The organism is Cobetia sp. ICG0124, from assembly GCF_004006355.1.
GTDB lineage: Bacteria > Pseudomonadota > Gammaproteobacteria > Pseudomonadales > Halomonadaceae > Cobetia > Cobetia marina.
The window spans coordinates 1414786-1429876 of sequence record NZ_CP024893.1 but is presented as its reverse complement, the minus strand read 5'-3'; the positions used below and the strand labels follow the sequence as shown (position 1 = coordinate 1429876).

General features: G+C 63.3%; 15 protein-coding genes. 9 read left to right on the top strand and 6 right to left on the bottom strand.

The window, feature by feature from the left end:
• The first annotated feature begins 62 nt into the window (after positions 1–62).
• The 4 genes from CU110_RS16710 to CU110_RS06570 all read left to right on the top strand — a co-directional run bounded on the left by CU110_RS16710 (position 63) and on the right by CU110_RS06570 (position 2328).
• The gene (locus CU110_RS16710; RefSeq protein WP_240665503.1) at positions 63–704 is read left to right on the top strand and encodes a hypothetical protein; all 642 of its coding nucleotides are present in this window, start codon (positions 63–65) and stop codon (positions 702–704) included.
• Between the two features lie 151 nt (positions 705–855).
• On the top strand, positions 856–1224 hold the full coding sequence (locus CU110_RS06580; RefSeq protein WP_084208443.1) for an SMR family transporter: 369 nt from the start codon (positions 856–858) through the stop codon (positions 1222–1224).
• 14 nt (positions 1225–1238) lie between these two features.
• Positions 1239–1559 carry a multidrug efflux SMR transporter gene (locus CU110_RS06575; protein WP_084208442.1) on the top strand — a complete coding sequence of 107 codons (321 nt, stop codon included), beginning with the start codon at positions 1239–1241 and terminating at the stop codon, positions 1557–1559.
• A 19-nt stretch (positions 1560–1578) separates the two neighbouring features.
• Positions 1579–2328 (top strand): 2OG-Fe(II) oxygenase, encoded by a 750-nt coding sequence (locus CU110_RS06570; RefSeq protein WP_084208441.1) that lies wholly within the window; start codon positions 1579–1581, stop codon positions 2326–2328.
• Between the two features lie 21 nt (positions 2329–2349).
• Here the strand turns inward: CU110_RS06570 and CU110_RS06565 are convergent, their stop codons facing one another.
• Positions 2350–3264, bottom strand: a complete 915-nt coding sequence (locus CU110_RS06565) for a LysR family transcriptional regulator (RefSeq protein WP_084208440.1) — start codon at positions 3262–3264, stop codon at positions 2350–2352.
• Here CU110_RS06565 and umuD point away from each other — a divergent pair.
• Together umuD and CU110_RS06555 are read left to right on the top strand one after the other, a co-directional pair.
• On the top strand, positions 3263–3739 hold the full coding sequence (gene umuD / locus CU110_RS06560; protein WP_127735043.1) for a translesion error-prone DNA polymerase V autoproteolytic subunit: 477 nt from the start codon (positions 3263–3265) through the stop codon (positions 3737–3739). The genes CU110_RS06565 and umuD overlap by 2 nt on opposite strands.
• A gap of 8 nt (positions 3740–3747) precedes the next feature.
• Positions 3748–5067 carry a Y-family DNA polymerase gene (locus CU110_RS06555; RefSeq protein WP_127736767.1) on the top strand — a complete coding sequence of 440 codons (1320 nt, stop codon included), beginning with the start codon at positions 3748–3750 and terminating at the stop codon, positions 5065–5067.
• Here the strand turns inward: CU110_RS06555 and CU110_RS06550 are convergent.
• Both CU110_RS06550 and CU110_RS06545 read right to left on the bottom strand, forming a co-directional pair.
• The gene (locus CU110_RS06550; protein ID WP_127735040.1) at positions 4983–5639 is read right to left on the bottom strand and encodes a trimeric intracellular cation channel family protein; all 657 of its coding nucleotides are present in this window, start codon (positions 5637–5639) and stop codon (positions 4983–4985) included. The two genes, CU110_RS06555 and CU110_RS06550, sit on opposite strands and share 85 nt — an antisense overlap.
• A complete protein-coding gene (locus CU110_RS06545; protein WP_127735037.1) occupies positions 5636–6349 on the bottom strand; it encodes a helix-turn-helix domain-containing protein in 714 nt (237 codons plus the stop codon). The genes CU110_RS06550 and CU110_RS06545 overlap by 4 nt, the downstream gene beginning before the upstream one ends.
• A 23-nt stretch (positions 6350–6372) precedes the next feature.
• On the opposite strand from CU110_RS06545, the gene CU110_RS06540 reads away from it, so the two are divergent.
• The 3 genes from CU110_RS06540 to CU110_RS06530 all read left to right on the top strand — a co-directional run bounded on the left by CU110_RS06540 (position 6373) and on the right by CU110_RS06530 (position 10559).
• Positions 6373–7542 (top strand): iron-containing alcohol dehydrogenase, encoded by a 1170-nt coding sequence (locus CU110_RS06540; protein WP_077371205.1) that lies wholly within the window; start codon positions 6373–6375, stop codon positions 7540–7542.
• Positions 7543–7602: 60 nt separating this feature from the next.
• Positions 7603–9036 (top strand): hypothetical protein, encoded by a 1434-nt coding sequence (locus tag CU110_RS06535; protein ID WP_084208436.1) that lies wholly within the window; start codon positions 7603–7605, stop codon positions 9034–9036.
• A 65-nt stretch (positions 9037–9101) separates the two neighbouring features.
• Entirely contained in the window at positions 9102–10559 is a 1458-nt protein-coding gene (locus CU110_RS06530; RefSeq protein ID WP_127735034.1) for a sigma 54-interacting transcriptional regulator, read from the top strand.
• On the opposite strand, the gene CU110_RS06525 is transcribed toward CU110_RS06530, so the two are convergent.
• The 3 genes from CU110_RS06525 to CU110_RS06515 all read right to left on the bottom strand — a co-directional run bounded on the left by CU110_RS06525 (position 10515) and on the right by CU110_RS06515 (position 15082).
• Positions 10515–11741 (bottom strand): diguanylate cyclase, encoded by a 1227-nt coding sequence (locus CU110_RS06525; protein WP_084208434.1) that lies wholly within the window; start codon positions 11739–11741, stop codon positions 10515–10517. The two genes, CU110_RS06530 and CU110_RS06525, sit on opposite strands and share 45 nt — an antisense overlap.
• Positions 11742–11836: 95 nt before the next feature.
• Complete coding sequence (locus tag CU110_RS06520) at positions 11837–13330, bottom strand: sodium:solute symporter family protein (RefSeq protein ID WP_127736764.1); 1494 nt, start codon at positions 13328–13330, stop codon at positions 11837–11839.
• Between the two features lie 375 nt (positions 13331–13705).
• Positions 13706–15082: a gluconate:H+ symporter gene (locus CU110_RS06515; RefSeq protein ID WP_084208431.1), complete on the bottom strand. Its 1377-nt coding sequence runs from the start codon at positions 15080–15082 to the stop codon at positions 13706–13708.
• Between the last annotated feature and the right edge of the window lie 9 nt (positions 15083–15091).

The following is a 15091-nucleotide window of genomic DNA, read 5'->3' as shown; positions in this document are numbered from 1 at the left end:
GCCGGACAACTGGGAAGAGAAGCCGCTGCTGGTGAAGGTCGATCGCGATACCGCCTATTTCAGTGACGGCAGCCACAAGCAGAGTCGATGCCATCATCCTGTGCACCGGCTATCTGCATCACTTCCCGTTCCTCGAGGAGTCGCTGCGCCTCAAGACTGCCAACCGCATGTGGCCGCTGGGGCTCTACAAGGGCGTGGTGTGGGAAGAGAATCCGCGCCTGTTCTATCTCGGCATGCAGGACCAGTGGTACACCTTCAACATGTTCGATGCCCAGGCCTGGTGGGTGCGCGATGCGATTCTCGGCGACCCAGACACTGCCGAGCCGAAAGCGGCGATGCAAGCCGATAGCCAGGCATGGCGCGAGCGTGAGGAAACGCTGGATAGCGACGAGGCGATGATCGTCTTCCAGGGTGACTACGTGAAATCGCTGATCAGCGAGACCGACTACCCGAGCTTCGATATCGATGGCGTGAATCGTACCTTCCTCGAGTGGGAGCATCACAAGCACGAGAACATCATGACCTTCCGCGATCACGGCTATCGCTCCTTGATGACCGGCACCCTGGCGCCCAGACATCACACGCCGTGGCTTGAGGCGATGGATGACTCGCTGGAAGCCTATCTGGCCCAGCCGGCCGAGGCCGAGGCGCCATCCGACGAGGAGTCAGCTGCTCAGGCGACGACCACGCCGCTGGCCTCCTGACGCTGGCACCAGGCGGAGGGGCTCCCTCCGCCTTTTCATGGCCAGAAATATCAACAAAAGCTCATATAGACTCGCATTCATGCAACGCATGTCTTTCGCTGGCGATTGAACGCCTCATTTCCCCGACACCCCACAAGGACGCCCGATCACCATGCGCATCACGCTCTATTTCCTGATCTCGACCCTGTGCGAAATCGGCTGGGCCACGGGCCTGAAGGTCGCCGACACTCCCCTGGAATGGGCACTGACGGTGCTGCTGGTCATCATCAGCCTGAGTCTGGTCACCCAGATCGCCAGGGCACTGCCCGCCAGCACCACCTACGCCATCTTCGTCGGCCTGGGCACGCTGGGGACGGTGGTGACTGACCTGCTGTTCTTCGATCTCGAGTTCCAGTGGTCCACGCTGGGCTTCGTGGTGCTGATGCTGATCGGCATCATCGTGCTCAAGACGGCCCCCGGCGCGCCCGGCCACAAGCGGACTCACGCAAGTGCCACACCACAGACCACCGTCAGTGAATGAGCAGGAGGGATGACATGGATTGGGTCTATCTGATCGCCGCCGGCTGCTGTGAAGTCGTCGGCGTCACCGGTTTCAATCAATACGCCAACCACCGCCGCCGACGGGGTGTGCTGCTGATCGCGCTGGGCTTCAGCGCCTCCTTGAGCCTGCTGTATCTGGCCATGGACACCATCAGCCTGGGCATCGCCTATGCCGTATTCTCCGGCATCGGCACCGTGGTCAGCGCCATCATCGGGGTGCTGTTCTGGCGGGAGCATTTCTCGTTTCGCCGCATGGCCTGCATCGGCCTCATCGTGCTGTCGATCGTCGGCCTCAACCTGACAGGCGGGCATTGAGCCATTCAGGAGTCTTGCCATGAGCCTGTCCTTCTACGCCGTCAGTCACGAGCGCGGCTTCTCTCCCACGCCCCTGCCCATCTGGACGGACAACGGTGACGTGTCTGACCTCTTCGAGACCGAGGCGACGCCAGAGGTGGTCCGTCAGGAGGTCGAGGGTGTCCCGGGCGCCTTCCAGCTGCTCAATGTGCTGACGCCTGCCGAGGCCGACAACTTCGTCGCCGCCCTGGAGGAAATGGGCTTCGAGGAGGATGCGCCCGTCTCCCTGCCGCGTTCGGTGCGCCACAACCACAACGTCAACTGGGTCGTCAGTGACGCCATCGATCAGGTCATCTGGGCGCGCTCGGCGCCACTGGTGACCGAGCAGATCCAGGGCGAGGGCGCAAAAGGCATCAATGCGCGCTTTCGTGTCTATCGCTACGAGGCCGGTGACTTCTTCAAGCCGCATACCGATGGTGCCTGGCCGGGCAGTCGCGTCATCAATGGCGAGATCGTCCAGGACGCCTATCCGGGCCTGATGAGCCAGTACACCTTCCTCATCTTCCTGAGCGATGGCTATACCGGCGGGCGCACCGAGTTTCTGGTCAGCCGTCGCGACCCCGAAAGGCCTGCCCAGTCACGGGACGACATCCAGACAGTCTCGGTCGCAACGCCCAAGGGTGGCGTGCTGTGCTTCCCGCATGGCTCGCACCCGCAGCACTGCGTGCACGCAGGCGAGCCGATCCGCGATGGTGCCAAGTACATCATCCGCAGCGATATTCTCTACTGATGACCACCTGCCGAGAACCTGCTAGCGACCGGCCAGCCACTCGCGGCGGGCGAGCAGGAAGTCGACCCAGGCACGCACGCGCGGATTGTGCTGATTCTCGCGCGCGAAGACGACATGGATGCCAGTGTCGAAATCCGACGACGTGACCTGATGGTCCTCCAGCACCGCCACGAGGCGTCCTTGGTCCAGTTCTTCACGGATGGCCCAGAGCGGTTGCACCACGACACCAGCTCCCTCGAGGGCTGCCTGGGTCAGAATGTCGGCGTTGTTGGTACGCAACGCGCGTGCTCGCGCCGAGATGCGGTGCTCCCGCTCACCCTGCACCAGCCGCCAGTGATGATTGGCGGTGGTATAGCTGAAGGTCAGCAGGCGGTGCCGCTCCAGGTCCTCAGGCTGACGAATGGGCGGCTGGGCACTGAGATAGGACGGCGCCGCGGCCAGCACGAAACGCTGGTCACTGATGTGCCGTGCGATCAGACTCGAGTCTTCCAGATGGCCGATGCGGATGGCGACATCGAACTGCTCCTCGATCAGATCCACACGCTGATCACTGCTGACGATATCCAGCGCCACCTCGGGGTAGCACTGCATGAATTCACTCACCAGCGGCGCAAGATAGAGGCGCGAATATCGCCACGGCACCGAGATGCGCAGCGGTCCCGCGACTCGCTCACTCAGCGTCTCGAGCTCATCCGTCAATTGAGCCACCTCGCCCAGGATGGCACGGAAACGGATCACGGCTCGCTCACCGGCAGGCGAAAGCCGCACATGGCGCGTGGTGCGCACCAGCAACGGCTCGCCCAGCTGTCGCTCCAGATGATTGACGTGACGCGTCGCCGTGGAGCTGGCGATCTCCAGCTCACGCGCAGCCGCATTGAAGCTCTGATGCTCCGCCACCTTGAGGAAGGTGCGCAGTCGTTGGGTCAGTTCGTTCATGGCTCTCCCCAGTGAATCCGCCTCTGCCCCCCTTGCCACTCACGAGACGTTGGCTCGCCCTCATCCCGCTCCTGCGCCATGTGAGCTGCCATACCCCCACATCACGGGGCGTGCGGGAATTTCCGGCTTTCCGTCACCGGCCGAGGATTACGCTGGCCGGACATTGGATCTCAACGAGCGGCTGATCAAGCGTCCGGCAGCGACCTTCTTCATGACGGTGGCAGGTGACAGCATGGAAGGCTTCGGCATCTACGAGAATGACACCCTGGTCGTGGATCGCTCCATCGACGCCCGCCCCGGACATATCGTGGTGGCGCTGGTCGAGGGCGAGGTGGTGGTCAAGCGCTACGAACTGATCGGCCAGCGGCCGTATCTGTGCTCCGGCAATGCCCTGTATCCGCCGGTGGCCATCGTCGATCTCGAGTGTCAGGTCTGGGGGGTGGTGCGCTCCGTCATCCACGAATACGCGGTATGAACGCGCCGATGATCGGGCTGGTCGACTGCAACAACTTCTACGCCAGCTGTGAGCGAGTCTTTGATCCGCGCCTGGAAGGCCGCCCCGTGGGGGTGATGTCCAACAATGACGGCTGCGTGATCGCGCGCTCTCAGGAACTCAAGGCGCTGGGCATCGAGATGGGGACCCCGGCCTACCAGCTGCAATCCCTGGTACGCGAGGGACGCATCCACCTGCTCTCCTCGAACTATGAGCTGTATGGCGACATGTCGGCGCGCGTGCGCGACGTGCTGGAGGAATACAGCGCGGGGGTCGAACCCTACTCCATCGACGAGATGTTCGTGCGCTTCGATGGCTTTGACCGCAACGCGATGCTGGCGCTGAGTCGTACCCTGCACCGCAATGTGCGCAAGTTCACCGGCATCCCGGTATGTGTCGGCGTGGCCCCCACTCGTACCCTGGCCAAGCTGGCCAACCGTACCGCCAAGAAGCGGCCGGAATTCGGCGGCGTCTGCGTGCTGGAACCTGCCGAAGTCGGCACCCAGCGCCTGCTGGAAGACACACCGCTGGGCGATGTCTGGGGCGTGGGCCATCGCCTGGTCGAACGGCTGGCACTGCAAGGGCTGCATACCGCCTGGGACCTGCGCTGTGCGGACCCGCGCGCCATCGGTCAGCGCTATTCCGTCGTGCTGGAGCGCACCGTGCGCGAGTTGCAAGGCACGCCCTGCTTCGAGATGAACGACCCCGATGATGCCCGTCAGCGCATCATGACCTCGCGCTCCTTCGGCCGCATGACCGATGACATGAATGAGCTCAAGGATGCCATTCGCCAGCACGCCCAGCGCGGCGCCGAGAAGCTGCGCCATCAGGGCAGCCAGACACGTGCCGTGCTGGTCTTCCTCAAGAGCAACCGCCACCGCCCGGATCTCCCGCAATACTCGCCCAGCACCATCATCGAACTCCCCGAACCGACCAGCGACAGCCGCGAGATACTCGCCGCCGCCCATCAGGCGCTCGAGCGTATCTATCTGCGCGGCTATCGCTTCATGAAGGCAGGCGTGATGCTGCTGGACCTCATCGACCAGCCCCGAGAGCAGCTCTCGTTGCTCGACAGCGAAGCCGATATCGCCAGACGAGAACGCAACCAGCAGCTGATGGCGACACTGGATGCGATGAATCAGAAGATGGGCCGTGGCACCGTGCGTCTGGGCGTCGCGCGCCCGGATGCCGCCTGGCAGCTGCGCTGCGCGCATCGCAGCTCACGCTATACCACCCGCTGGCAGGAGCTGAAGCGACTGGGTGGCGGGATGATGACCCAGGCGAAGGTCGGCAGCGTCAGATTCCAGTAGATGGCCGGAAGTCGAATCATCAATACCATCACGATGGCCGCGCCTGTCGCCCAGGCAAGCGGCATCCCGAGCTCGAGCAGCGCGATATAGAGAATCCCGCCCGCCAGCGACGCCGAGGCGTAGATTTCCTGACGCAGCACCATCGGCACGCGGCGCGCCAGTACATCCCGGATCATGCCGCCTGCCACGCCACTCATGGTGCCCATCACCACGACAACGATGCCCTCTACCCCCATCATGCGGGCCTTGTGAGCGCCCAGCACGGTGAACAGCGCAAGGCCGAAGGCATCCGTCACGGGCAGAAAGACCCGCGTCAGGCGGTGGATGTAGTGAAAGCCCAATGTCGCCACGCCCACCGTGAGCAGGATCACCCAGAGATAGACCGGCTGCTCGACCCAGAACACCGGTCTGATGCCCAGCACCAGATCACGCAGGGTGCCGCCGCCGATACCGGTCACGGCGCCGAGCACCAGCATGCCGATCGGGTCCATCCGCGAACGACAGGCCACGACGACGCCTGTCAGCGCGAAGATCATCACACCGGCCAGATCCAGCCAGGTTATCCAGTTCATACCCATGCGGCCAGTCCGCGACGCGCCGTCACGCTGGGCGCCTCACCGAAACGCTGTTGATAGGCACGAGAAAAGTGCGCCAGATGGGTGAATCCCGTGGCAAAGGCCGCCTGGGAGACACTGACCCGACTGTCGGCGAGCACCCGCTGTGCATGATCCAGACGCATGCCGAGATAGCATTGCTTGGGGGTCTCGCCGAATTGCGCCACGAACAGGCGCGTCAGCTGGCGCTGTGACTGCCCCGCGAGCCGACAGACCACCGGAATGGGCAGGGCCTGGGCAAGATTGGCCTCCATCACCGCCAGCGCCCGCACGACACTGCGCGGCAACGAGCGCTGGTGCATGATCTGACGCCCCACGGCATCGGCCAGCGAAGGGCCATAGAGCCGCTCGATCCAGGCCAGCATCATGTCGATGCTGGCCGCCCCGCCGGAGCCGGTCAGACGCTCACCCTGCCATTCATAAGGGGCCGAGCTGACGTCCAGCTCAGGAAACTCCTGCTGAAAGGCCGGCACGCTTTCCCAGTGCAACGCCACCGGATGCCCCGCCAGCACACCGGCCCGCGCCAGAATGAAGGGGGCGGTATCCAGCCCCCCCAGCCAGGCACCATGGGCCGCCAGCCAACGCAGCACGGCACGCGACTCACTGTCGACACTCGCTTCTGGCTCATAGGACGACACCACCATCAGGCGCATCCGGGCCTTCCCCATGTCATCCAGGACAGGATATCGCCATGAGCATCGCCAGCTTCAAATCCGCCCACCGCCTGATAACGGGCCAACAGGCCTCATCACGCCTCAGTGAAGAAATCCTTCGCCTGGGCATGCGCTGCCCGATGGTGGTCACCGACCCCGGTGTGCTGGGATCGGGTACCCTCAAGCCGATCACGGATCAGCTCGATGTACTGAAGGCCAATGGCCAGCTGACCCATTACCGCATCTTCAGCGAGGTCAGTGCCGAGCCGGAAGTGCACATCGTGGAGGACTGCATGAGCGTCTACCTCGAGGCGCAGTGCGATGGCCTGATCGCGCTGGGCGGCGGCAGCGCCATGGACATCGCCAAATGCGTGGCGGTGTACGCCACCCATGACGGCGATCTGGAAAGCCTGTTCGGGGAAGACAAGGCCCGTGTGCGTGGTGCACCGCTGATCGCGATGCCGACCACGGCAGGCACCGGCTCCGAAGTCACCAACATCGGCATTCTGTCTGACACCGAAGCACGCATGAAGAAAGGTATCGTGAATGACTACCTGCTGCCGGACGTCGCCATCGTCGCCCCGGAGCTGACGGTCAGCTGTCCCCGCCATGTCACTGCCGCCAGCGGCGTCGATGCTCTGGTGCATGCCATCGAGGCCTATCTGTCCAACTTCGCCACGCCCATCACCGATGCGCTGGCCATCAAGGCCATGCGCCTGATCATCAAGGCATTGCCCAAGGCCTATGCCAATCCCGGCAATCTCGAGGCGCGTGAAGCCATGGCCACGGGGAGTCTGCTGGCAGGCATGGCCTTCGGCAATGCGGGGGTCGGCGCGGTCCACGCCCTGGCCTACCCGCTGGGCGGGCGCTACCACCTGCCCCATGGCGTGACCAACGCCCTGCTGCTGCCGCATGTGATGCGCTGGAATGCGCTGGCCTGCGTCGAACGCTTCCGGGATATCGCAGAGGCACTGGATACTGCGCATCATGCACTCAAGGATGAGGCCGCGGCCGAACTGGTCGTCGAGCGCCTGCACCAGCTGTGCCGAGACGTGGACATCCCCAGTGGCCTGCGCCATTTCGACATTTCCGAAAAGGATATTCCTTCGCTTGCGGCAGATGCCGTCAAGGTGGAACGCCTGCTGCGCAACAATCCGCGTCAACTGACCCAGCACGACATCGAGTGCATCTATCGCGCCGCCTGGTGAAGCTGAACACCATCTCCACCCCAGGTGAAGATGAATAACGATAACAACAGGAACGCCATCATGAGCCACTGGAAAACCCGCCAACCCGGAGAGGAAAGCCCCTACTACGCCCTGGGGCCTTTCAAGATTCGCCTGCCCTTCCTGCACTACCGATTCGAGCTGCCCGACTATCTGCAGGGGCTTCTGATGTGCGCGGTGGATCTCGCCGCCATCCCGCTGATGACGGAGCTGCTGGGCATGCCGTTTGAAGCCGCCCTGGCCATCGTGATGCTCAACGGGCTGCTGTATCTCGTTCACCATCTGCTGGGCGACCCGGTCATTCCCGGCTGGATCACGCCGGCCATCCCTCTGCTGATGGCCTATGTGGCCACCTTCCCCGAGGGCGAGACGCGGGTGCATGCCCTGATCGCCTTCCAGCTGATGCTCGGGATACTGGCCATCGTGCTCGGACGAACGGGGCTGGCCAGCAAGGTGGTCAACCTGATTCCCTCGGCCATCAAGGCCGGCATCATCATGGGGGCAGGCCTGGCCGCGATCAGCGTGGTCTTCAAGGAAGGCGGACGCTTCGACACCTATCCCATCACCATCAGCATCGCCGTGGGTCTGGCGTTCTACATCATCTTCTCGCGCCACTTCGCAAGGCTGAAGACCTCGAATCCGTTCTGGGACAACCTGGGCAAGCTGGGGATCTTCCCGATCATCCTGCTGGCGATCATCGTCGCACCGCTGGTCGGCGAGGCCGCCTGGCCTGACGTGCAGTGGGGCTTCAGTCAGCCGGACTTCGTGACCATGTTCAGCCAGTACACCGTCTTTGGCGTGGGCTTGCCGCCGCTGTCGATGTTCCTGACCGCCCTGCCCACCGTACTGGCCGCCTATATCGTGCTGTTCGGCGATGTCCTGCAATCCAAGGCGCTGGTCGAGGAAGCCGATGAGTCACGGCCTGACGAGAAGATCGACTACGACGCCAACCGTGCCCACATGATCTTCGGTGGCCGCAATACGCTGATGAGCCTGTTCGGTCCGGACGTCACCATGTGCGGGCCGCTGTGGGCCGCCATGCAGGTCGTCGTGGTCGAGCGCTACAAGGAAGGCAAGCAGGCGATGCACTCGCTGTTCGGGGGCTCAGGCTCCTTCCGCTGGGGCACGAATACCGGCCTGCTGTTGCTGCCCATCGTCAGTCTGGTCCAGCCCATTCTGGGGATCGCGCTGGCGCTGACCCTGTTGATCCAGGGCTATGTCAGCGTACGACTGGGGATTCTCGAAGCCCGCAGCCAGCGTGACCTCGGCATTGCCGGCGTGATCGCCGCCGTTCTGGTGATCAAGGGCGCCGCCTGGGCCTTCGGAATCGGGATCGCCCTGTGCCTGTTGATCTACGGCAAGCGCTTCTTCTCGGGGGAAAACGACGAGACCTTCAGCCGCGATATCGGCAAGGGCGATATCGACGCTCCCGCCAGTGACGTGACGCCAACCGTTTCCACGACATCCTCGCATTGACGTATCGTAACCCCATGGCCCCCCGCCGCCTGAGCGCGCGGGGGCTTCTGTCAGGGGAACCCTCAATGCAGAACGTGGAACAGGATCTCAAGCTGGAAGCGGCGCTGGCACTGCTGGAACGTCAGTCACTGGAGGCTGTCGAGGTCATCGACACCCGCGGCGAGGTGATCGGCGTCTTGACGCGCCAGGAAGTGGAATCCGCCGCCGAGCGCAAGGAACGCCTCGCCCGGTCGAATCAGCGCACCCTCGCCGCCGGGCCGGACGGCCCACCGGACACCGCCACGGACCTGCTGGCCGAGGTTCCGGTGCAGCGAGTGCTGGATGCCTTGCACGACGGGGTCTACATCACCGACGCCCTCGGGGTGACCGTGGCCATCAACCAGGCCTATGAGCGCATCACGGGGCTCAAGCGCAGTGATGTGCTGGGCCGGCACATGCAGGAACTGGTGCGCAGAGGCTATATCTCCAAGTCGGTCTCTCTGGAGGTCATCCGGGACGGCAAGCCCGTCACTCTGGTCCAGAGCCTGCACGATGGCCGCAAGATCCTGGTCAGCGGCCTGCCCATGCACGCGCGGGATGGCGCCTTGAGTCACGTCGTCACCAGCGTGCGTGATATCACCGAATTGCTGCGCGCCAAGCATGCCCAGGAACAGCTTCGCCAGCTGCACTCCCTGCACGAGACCTACAGCGTCAACGCCGGTACCGACGAGCAGGCACTGGAACTCGTCACCAGCGAGGCCACGGCCGCTTGCTTCGCGCTGGCAGAACGCGTGGCCGCCACCGATGTGAAGGTCCTGATCCAGGGCGAGACGGGCACGGGCAAGACATTGCTGGCCCGCTATCTTCACGAGCACAGCGAGCGCTCTGCCGGCGTGTTTCTGGAACTCAACTGTGCCGCCCTGCCCGAAGGACTACTGGAGGCGGAACTGTTCGGCTATGCGCCCGGGGCCTTCACCGGTGCCAATGCCCGGGGAAAACAGGGGCTGTTGGATGTGGCCAATGGTGGCACGCTGTTTCTCGACGAGATTGGCGACCTGCCACTCTCGCTGCAGGCCAAGCTGCTTAAGGTCGTCGAGGAGCAACGTTTCATGCCCGTGGGAGGGACCGAGCTCAGGCGGACCAACGTGCGCCTGCTGACCGCGTCACATCATGACCTGGCCGCTCGCGTGAGGGAGGGGCGCTTTCGCGAAGACCTCTATTATCGCCTCAGCGTCGTCCCCATCACGCTGCCCCCGCTTCGCGAGCGCCGTGGTGAGGTCATCCCGCTGCTACGCCACTATCTGGGTCACTTCTGCCAACGCCATGCCCGCGTTCGCCACTTCGATCCCGAGGTACTGGAACTGCTGGCCTCGCATCAGTGGCCGGGCAACATCCGTGAGCTGATCAACCTGGTCGAGCGACTGGTCGTCACCACCGACCAGACGCTCATCACGACGGACATGCTGCCCGCCGAATGCCTAAGATGCAGAAGTACGCCATCAGGCGTCAGCGGTGACCGGGGTCTCGGGCAGCGAGCGAGGTGACAGCACGCAGCGGTCCCTGCCTCTGGCCTTGGCGTGATAGAGCGCTTCATCCGCCTGATTCAGGATATTCTCGAAGTCGTAATCCTCCCCGCTGCCAGCGGCGGAGACCCCCACGCTGATGGTGACGATCCCCTGCTGCGGATTGCCCGCATGCGGTAGCGCCAGTCCGCTGACATGCTCGCGAATCTCCTCCGCTCGCGCCAGCGCCGCTTGCGGGGAGCAGGATGGCAGCAGCACCACGAACTCCTCCCCCCCGAAACGCGCCACGATGTCGACATCGGGGTGCACGCTTTCGAAGATGGCCGTCGCGATGCGCTTGAGGCAGACATCGCCTTTCACGTGACCGTAGTGATCGTTGTAGGCCTTGAACTGATCGACATCGATCATGGCGACGCCGTACTGGAGTCGGCGATCGACCTGCTTGCCGATCAGGGAACTCACCAGGCTGTCGAAGTGGCGGCGGTTGTAGACTTCCGTCAGGGGGTCGATGGAGGCAAGTCGCCGGAACTCTTCATTCTTCTCCGTGAACTCCTCGACCCGCAACTGCTCGCGCAGCAGCAACAGGTAGGAAAGCCGCTCGGCCTTCTCGCTGCGCAGATTGGAGATGATGGAAAACAGCGTGATGGAGAAGAACACCATCAACGCCATGAACCCTGCCGACTCATAGGGGGCAGGATGGGCGGTGACCAGGTACAGCATCACGCAGAAATGGAAGGCCGAGGAACATAGGGCGTACCAGAAACGCAGCTGGAACAGGACATTTCCCACCAGCACGATGAGCCCGAGCGCGAACAGATCCAGAAAGGAATGCGGTGACACTGACAACTGGATCAACAGGGCCGTGAAGATCATTGCGAAGCACACGAGAGCGGTCATCAGCATCTCGCGCAACACCGGCGTCACACCGCGCTTGAGCAGGTAGATGCAGAGCAACGCGATGGGCGTCATCACTCCGACCCGGATGATGATGGCTTCCAGCATGTGATCCGGCCGAAAGCGCCAGTCATTGATCAGAAACAGCACATAGATGCTGATCGCCACCGCCCCCATGCAGACAAGCTTGTGACTGCGCTCTGCGTGGATGTCCCGCTCGAACCGCGCCTCGATCTCGTCCGGGAAATCGATACCCAGCCCGCCGTTGCGGTGTATCTGCCTGTCCACCTGTACCATCAGATCATTCATCCACGCCCCCTCCCTTGAGGACAGTCAATCAATGATCACACTCTATACAAGGCGACACCGGTGAATAAGGCATGCGGGCCAAACGTGACAATCGTTCACAAGCGCCACGGCGCGGCAATCCGGAAGAAGCGACGCGTGACGGCCTCGTCCACGGGACGCGTGATCAGCGAGACCAGCACGAAGACCGGCAGATTGAGCATCAGGCCCCAGAAACCGGCATGAATCCCGAGCGGATGCGGCCAGACGATGGTCAACAGCACCGTGACGACAAAGCCGGCGCAGATGCCTGCAGACACCCCGGCGGCCGAGGCACGCGGCCAGAAGAACATGCCGAGAAACGCCGGCAGCACCTGGGAGGCAAAGCCCAGCCCGATCAGCAGGATCATCACCAGATTGCCCGGTTCGATGATGGCCAGCGGCGCGATGATCAGAAACATCACCGGGAAGATGAGCCACCGTGCCCATTGGCCGGCGCGTGCATCACTGAGCTTGAGCCCGGGCTGCAGCACATCCCGACTCAGGCTCAGGGCTACCGAATGGATGAAGGGCTCGCTGGAGGACATCGAGGCAGCCAGCGTCCCCGCCCCCAGCAGCCCCACCAGCCAGACCGGCATGTTGGCCATCGCGTACTCCAGCACCACCGTATCGGCACGCTCAAGCTCGGGCAGGCTGAAGATGCCGATGAAGCCCACCACCACCAGCGGCAGGATCACCACGTAGTAGGTCGGCAGCCAGCTGGCGCTGCGGCGGATGGTCTGCGCGGAGGAGGCGCTCATCCATTGCGTCCACACCGGCGGCATGAAGGACAGCATCGAGACGATGATCGAGGTGGTCCAGAAGCTGAAGCTCATGTCGCCCCCCGCCCCCGGCAGGCGGAGATACTCGGGATGTGACCGCTCGAGGCGCTCGAACACTCCGCTGAAGCCCCACTCCCCCGTGGCCAGGTGCGCCGCCCACAGGCCGATGACCCATGCCACCACCACCATCAGCACGCCCTGGAAGACATTGGTACGCCCGATGGCGCGCTGACCACTGACGAACAGATACACGGCGATCGCCGCAAGCACCAGCAGCACGCCGGCCCACAGCGGGATACGCCCCCCGCTCATCACCAGCAGGATGTAGGCCGAGCCGATGGTCTGCAGCACCGCATAGGCCACCGAGGCGATCGACATCACCAGCGCCGAGAGCGCGCCGAGTGCGGGGCTCTGATAGCGATCCGCGATCGCGCTTGCCTGGGTGACATGCCCGAACTGCTCACCGAACTTCCACACCTTGGGCCCGAAGTACCAGGCCACCAGCGCCAGATAGGCCAGATAGATCGCGACATAGAAGACCGGCACTCCCTTGCTGTAGGCCCAGCCCGGCGCGCCCATGAAGGTGTAGGCACTCACGCTGCCCGCCGCGATCAACAGATACAGTGTCATCGGCCCCATCGAGCGGCCGGCCACGCCCCACTGCTCCAGCGAATCCATGCGTCGGCCGCCGCGCGCGCCCAAGCCGATCAGCATCGCCAGCGCGATATAGCCCAGGGTCATCATCAGCGGCACGCTGCCCTGCCAGGACGTGAGGGTCAGTGACTCACTCATGTGACGCCCTCGCAACAGACGATTGCCCAGCAGCATGGCCCCGCTGCAGGCGAAGATGATCAGGTAGCTCCAGAGGATCAACGACGGCATGCCCCACAGCGAGCTCTGCTGATTGACCCAGCCGATCACCGGCCAGATACCCAGCGCGATCAACAGCAGAAAGACCGCCAAGAGACTCCAGCCCCGCCAGCTGGCAGGCATGACGACGCATGGCAGGAAGGAGAGGAAGACGACGAGGTGTCAGGCGTAGCCAAGACAAGCTCCGATATGAACAGGGAGTGAATGAAAAATCTCGGCGCGCAGTGTAGCCGCTACAGCAACGCCGGACCTCGATGAGGCCCGGCGTTCTTGTTGCAGCAGACTGTCCTGACTGGCTCAACCGACGATGGCGTTGAGCATCAACAGCGTGATGATGGAAATGGCCCAGGCGAGTGTCGTCGGCAATGTCAGCACCAGCATCTGATGCTTGGTGCTCTTGACGCCGAGCATGCGATTGACGACCCAGAAATAACTGTCATTGAAGTAGCTGAAGAACATCGCGCCGATACAGGCGGCCTGCGCGGCCAGCACCATGTTGACGTCCGGCATGCCCATCAGGATAGGCGCGGAGATCGAGGCTGCGGTAATCATCGACACCGTGCCACTGCCCTGGATGAAGCGCACCAGCGTTGCGATGATGAACGGGATCAACAGCGGCTGAAGCCCCAGTGCCGCGACCTGCATGGCGATGTAATCGCCGCCGCCACTGGCACGCAGTACCGAGCCCAGTGCACCACCGGCACCGGTGACCAGCAGGATGATCCCCGCCGTCTCGACGCCCTTTTCCAGATGATCGAACACTTCCTGTTTGGGGGTCTTCGGCATCAGGCCATAGATGGCGACCAGCACGCCGATGCCCACGGCGATCACCGGGTTGCCGATGAAGGCGATGGTACTGGTGAGCGCATTGCTGGTATCGCCCATCACGGCACTGACCAGCGTGTTGAGGAAGATCAGCGCGATGGGCAGGCCGATCGGCATGCAGGACATCAGCAGGGAAGGCAGCTCCGATTCAGGCAGCATGCTGTCGGTGTCATGCTTGACGCTACCTTCGAAACCACCCGGCTGGGACTCCAGCATCGCCTCGATGCGCGGGCCCATGATACGGGCGTAGATCACCAGTGCGATCAGCGCAGGAGCGGTGATCACCAGGCCCCAGCCGATCATCAGACCGATGTCGACACCGAAGATACCCGCCACGCCCAGCGGGCCCGGGGTCGGTGGTACGCTAGAGTGGGTGATGATCAGGCCAGCCGCCAGCGCGATGCCCAGACCGATCACCGAGCGTCCGCTGTTGCGCGCCAGTGAACGCACCAACGGGTTGAGGATGACGTAGGCCGAATCACAGAAGATCGGGATGGAGACGATGTAGCCCGTCAGCGCCATCGCGGCCTCTTCCTTGTTCTTGCCCAGCAGATTGAGGATGGCATAGGCCATGCGCTGTCCGGCACCGGTCACCTCCAGCACACGCCCCATCATCACGCCGAAGCCGATCACGAGACCGATGGTGGAAAGCGTCTTGCCAAAGCCGGTGGTGATGGCACTGATGACCTCATTGGGCGGCATGCCACCGATCAACCCCGCCAGAGAGGCGGCGATGATCAAGGCCAGCAAGGCATGCACGCGGGTCTTCAAAACCAGATAGATCATGACGAAGATGGCGATACCCAGGCCGATGATGACCTGTGGCCCCGCGACGGCGGCGTCTGTCATGGGTGATGC

What these genes read in the sequence shown, in the direction of transcription:
- CU110_RS06530 (WP_127735034.1), top strand. Translation starts at nt 9,102, where the DNA reads ATGCAGAACGTGGAACAGGATCTCAAGCTGGAAGCGGCGCTGGCACTG.
- CU110_RS06555 (WP_127736767.1), top strand. Translation starts at nt 3,748, where the DNA reads ATGATCGGGCTGGTCGACTGCAACAACTTCTACGCCAGCTGTGAGCGA.
- CU110_RS06540 (WP_077371205.1), top strand. Translation starts at nt 6,373, where the DNA reads ATGAGCATCGCCAGCTTCAAATCCGCCCACCGCCTGATAACGGGCCAA.
- CU110_RS06525 (WP_084208434.1), bottom strand. Translation starts at nt 11,741, where the DNA reads ATGAATGATCTGATGGTACAGGTGGACAGGCAGATACACCGCAACGGC.
- umuD (WP_127735043.1), top strand. Translation starts at nt 3,263, where the DNA reads ATGGCTCTCCCCAGTGAATCCGCCTCTGCCCCCCTTGCCACTCACGAG.
- CU110_RS06520 (WP_127736764.1), bottom strand. Translation starts at nt 13,330, where the DNA reads ATGAGTGAGTCACTGACCCTCACGTCCTGGCAGGGCAGCGTGCCGCTG.
- CU110_RS06580 (WP_084208443.1), top strand. Translation starts at nt 856, where the DNA reads ATGCGCATCACGCTCTATTTCCTGATCTCGACCCTGTGCGAAATCGGC.
- CU110_RS06570 (WP_084208441.1), top strand. Translation starts at nt 1,579, where the DNA reads ATGAGCCTGTCCTTCTACGCCGTCAGTCACGAGCGCGGCTTCTCTCCC.
- CU110_RS06575 (WP_084208442.1), top strand. Translation starts at nt 1,239, where the DNA reads ATGGATTGGGTCTATCTGATCGCCGCCGGCTGCTGTGAAGTCGTCGGC.
- CU110_RS06515 (WP_084208431.1), bottom strand. Translation starts at nt 15,082, where the DNA reads ATGACAGACGCCGCCGTCGCGGGGCCACAGGTCATCATCGGCCTGGGT.
- CU110_RS06535 (WP_084208436.1), top strand. Translation starts at nt 7,603, where the DNA reads ATGAGCCACTGGAAAACCCGCCAACCCGGAGAGGAAAGCCCCTACTAC.
- CU110_RS06545 (WP_127735037.1), bottom strand. Translation starts at nt 6,349, where the DNA reads ATGGGGAAGGCCCGGATGCGCCTGATGGTGGTGTCGTCCTATGAGCCA.
- CU110_RS06565 (WP_084208440.1), bottom strand. Translation starts at nt 3,264, where the DNA reads ATGAACGAACTGACCCAACGACTGCGCACCTTCCTCAAGGTGGCGGAG.
- CU110_RS06550 (WP_127735040.1), bottom strand. Translation starts at nt 5,639, where the DNA reads ATGAACTGGATAACCTGGCTGGATCTGGCCGGTGTGATGATCTTCGCG.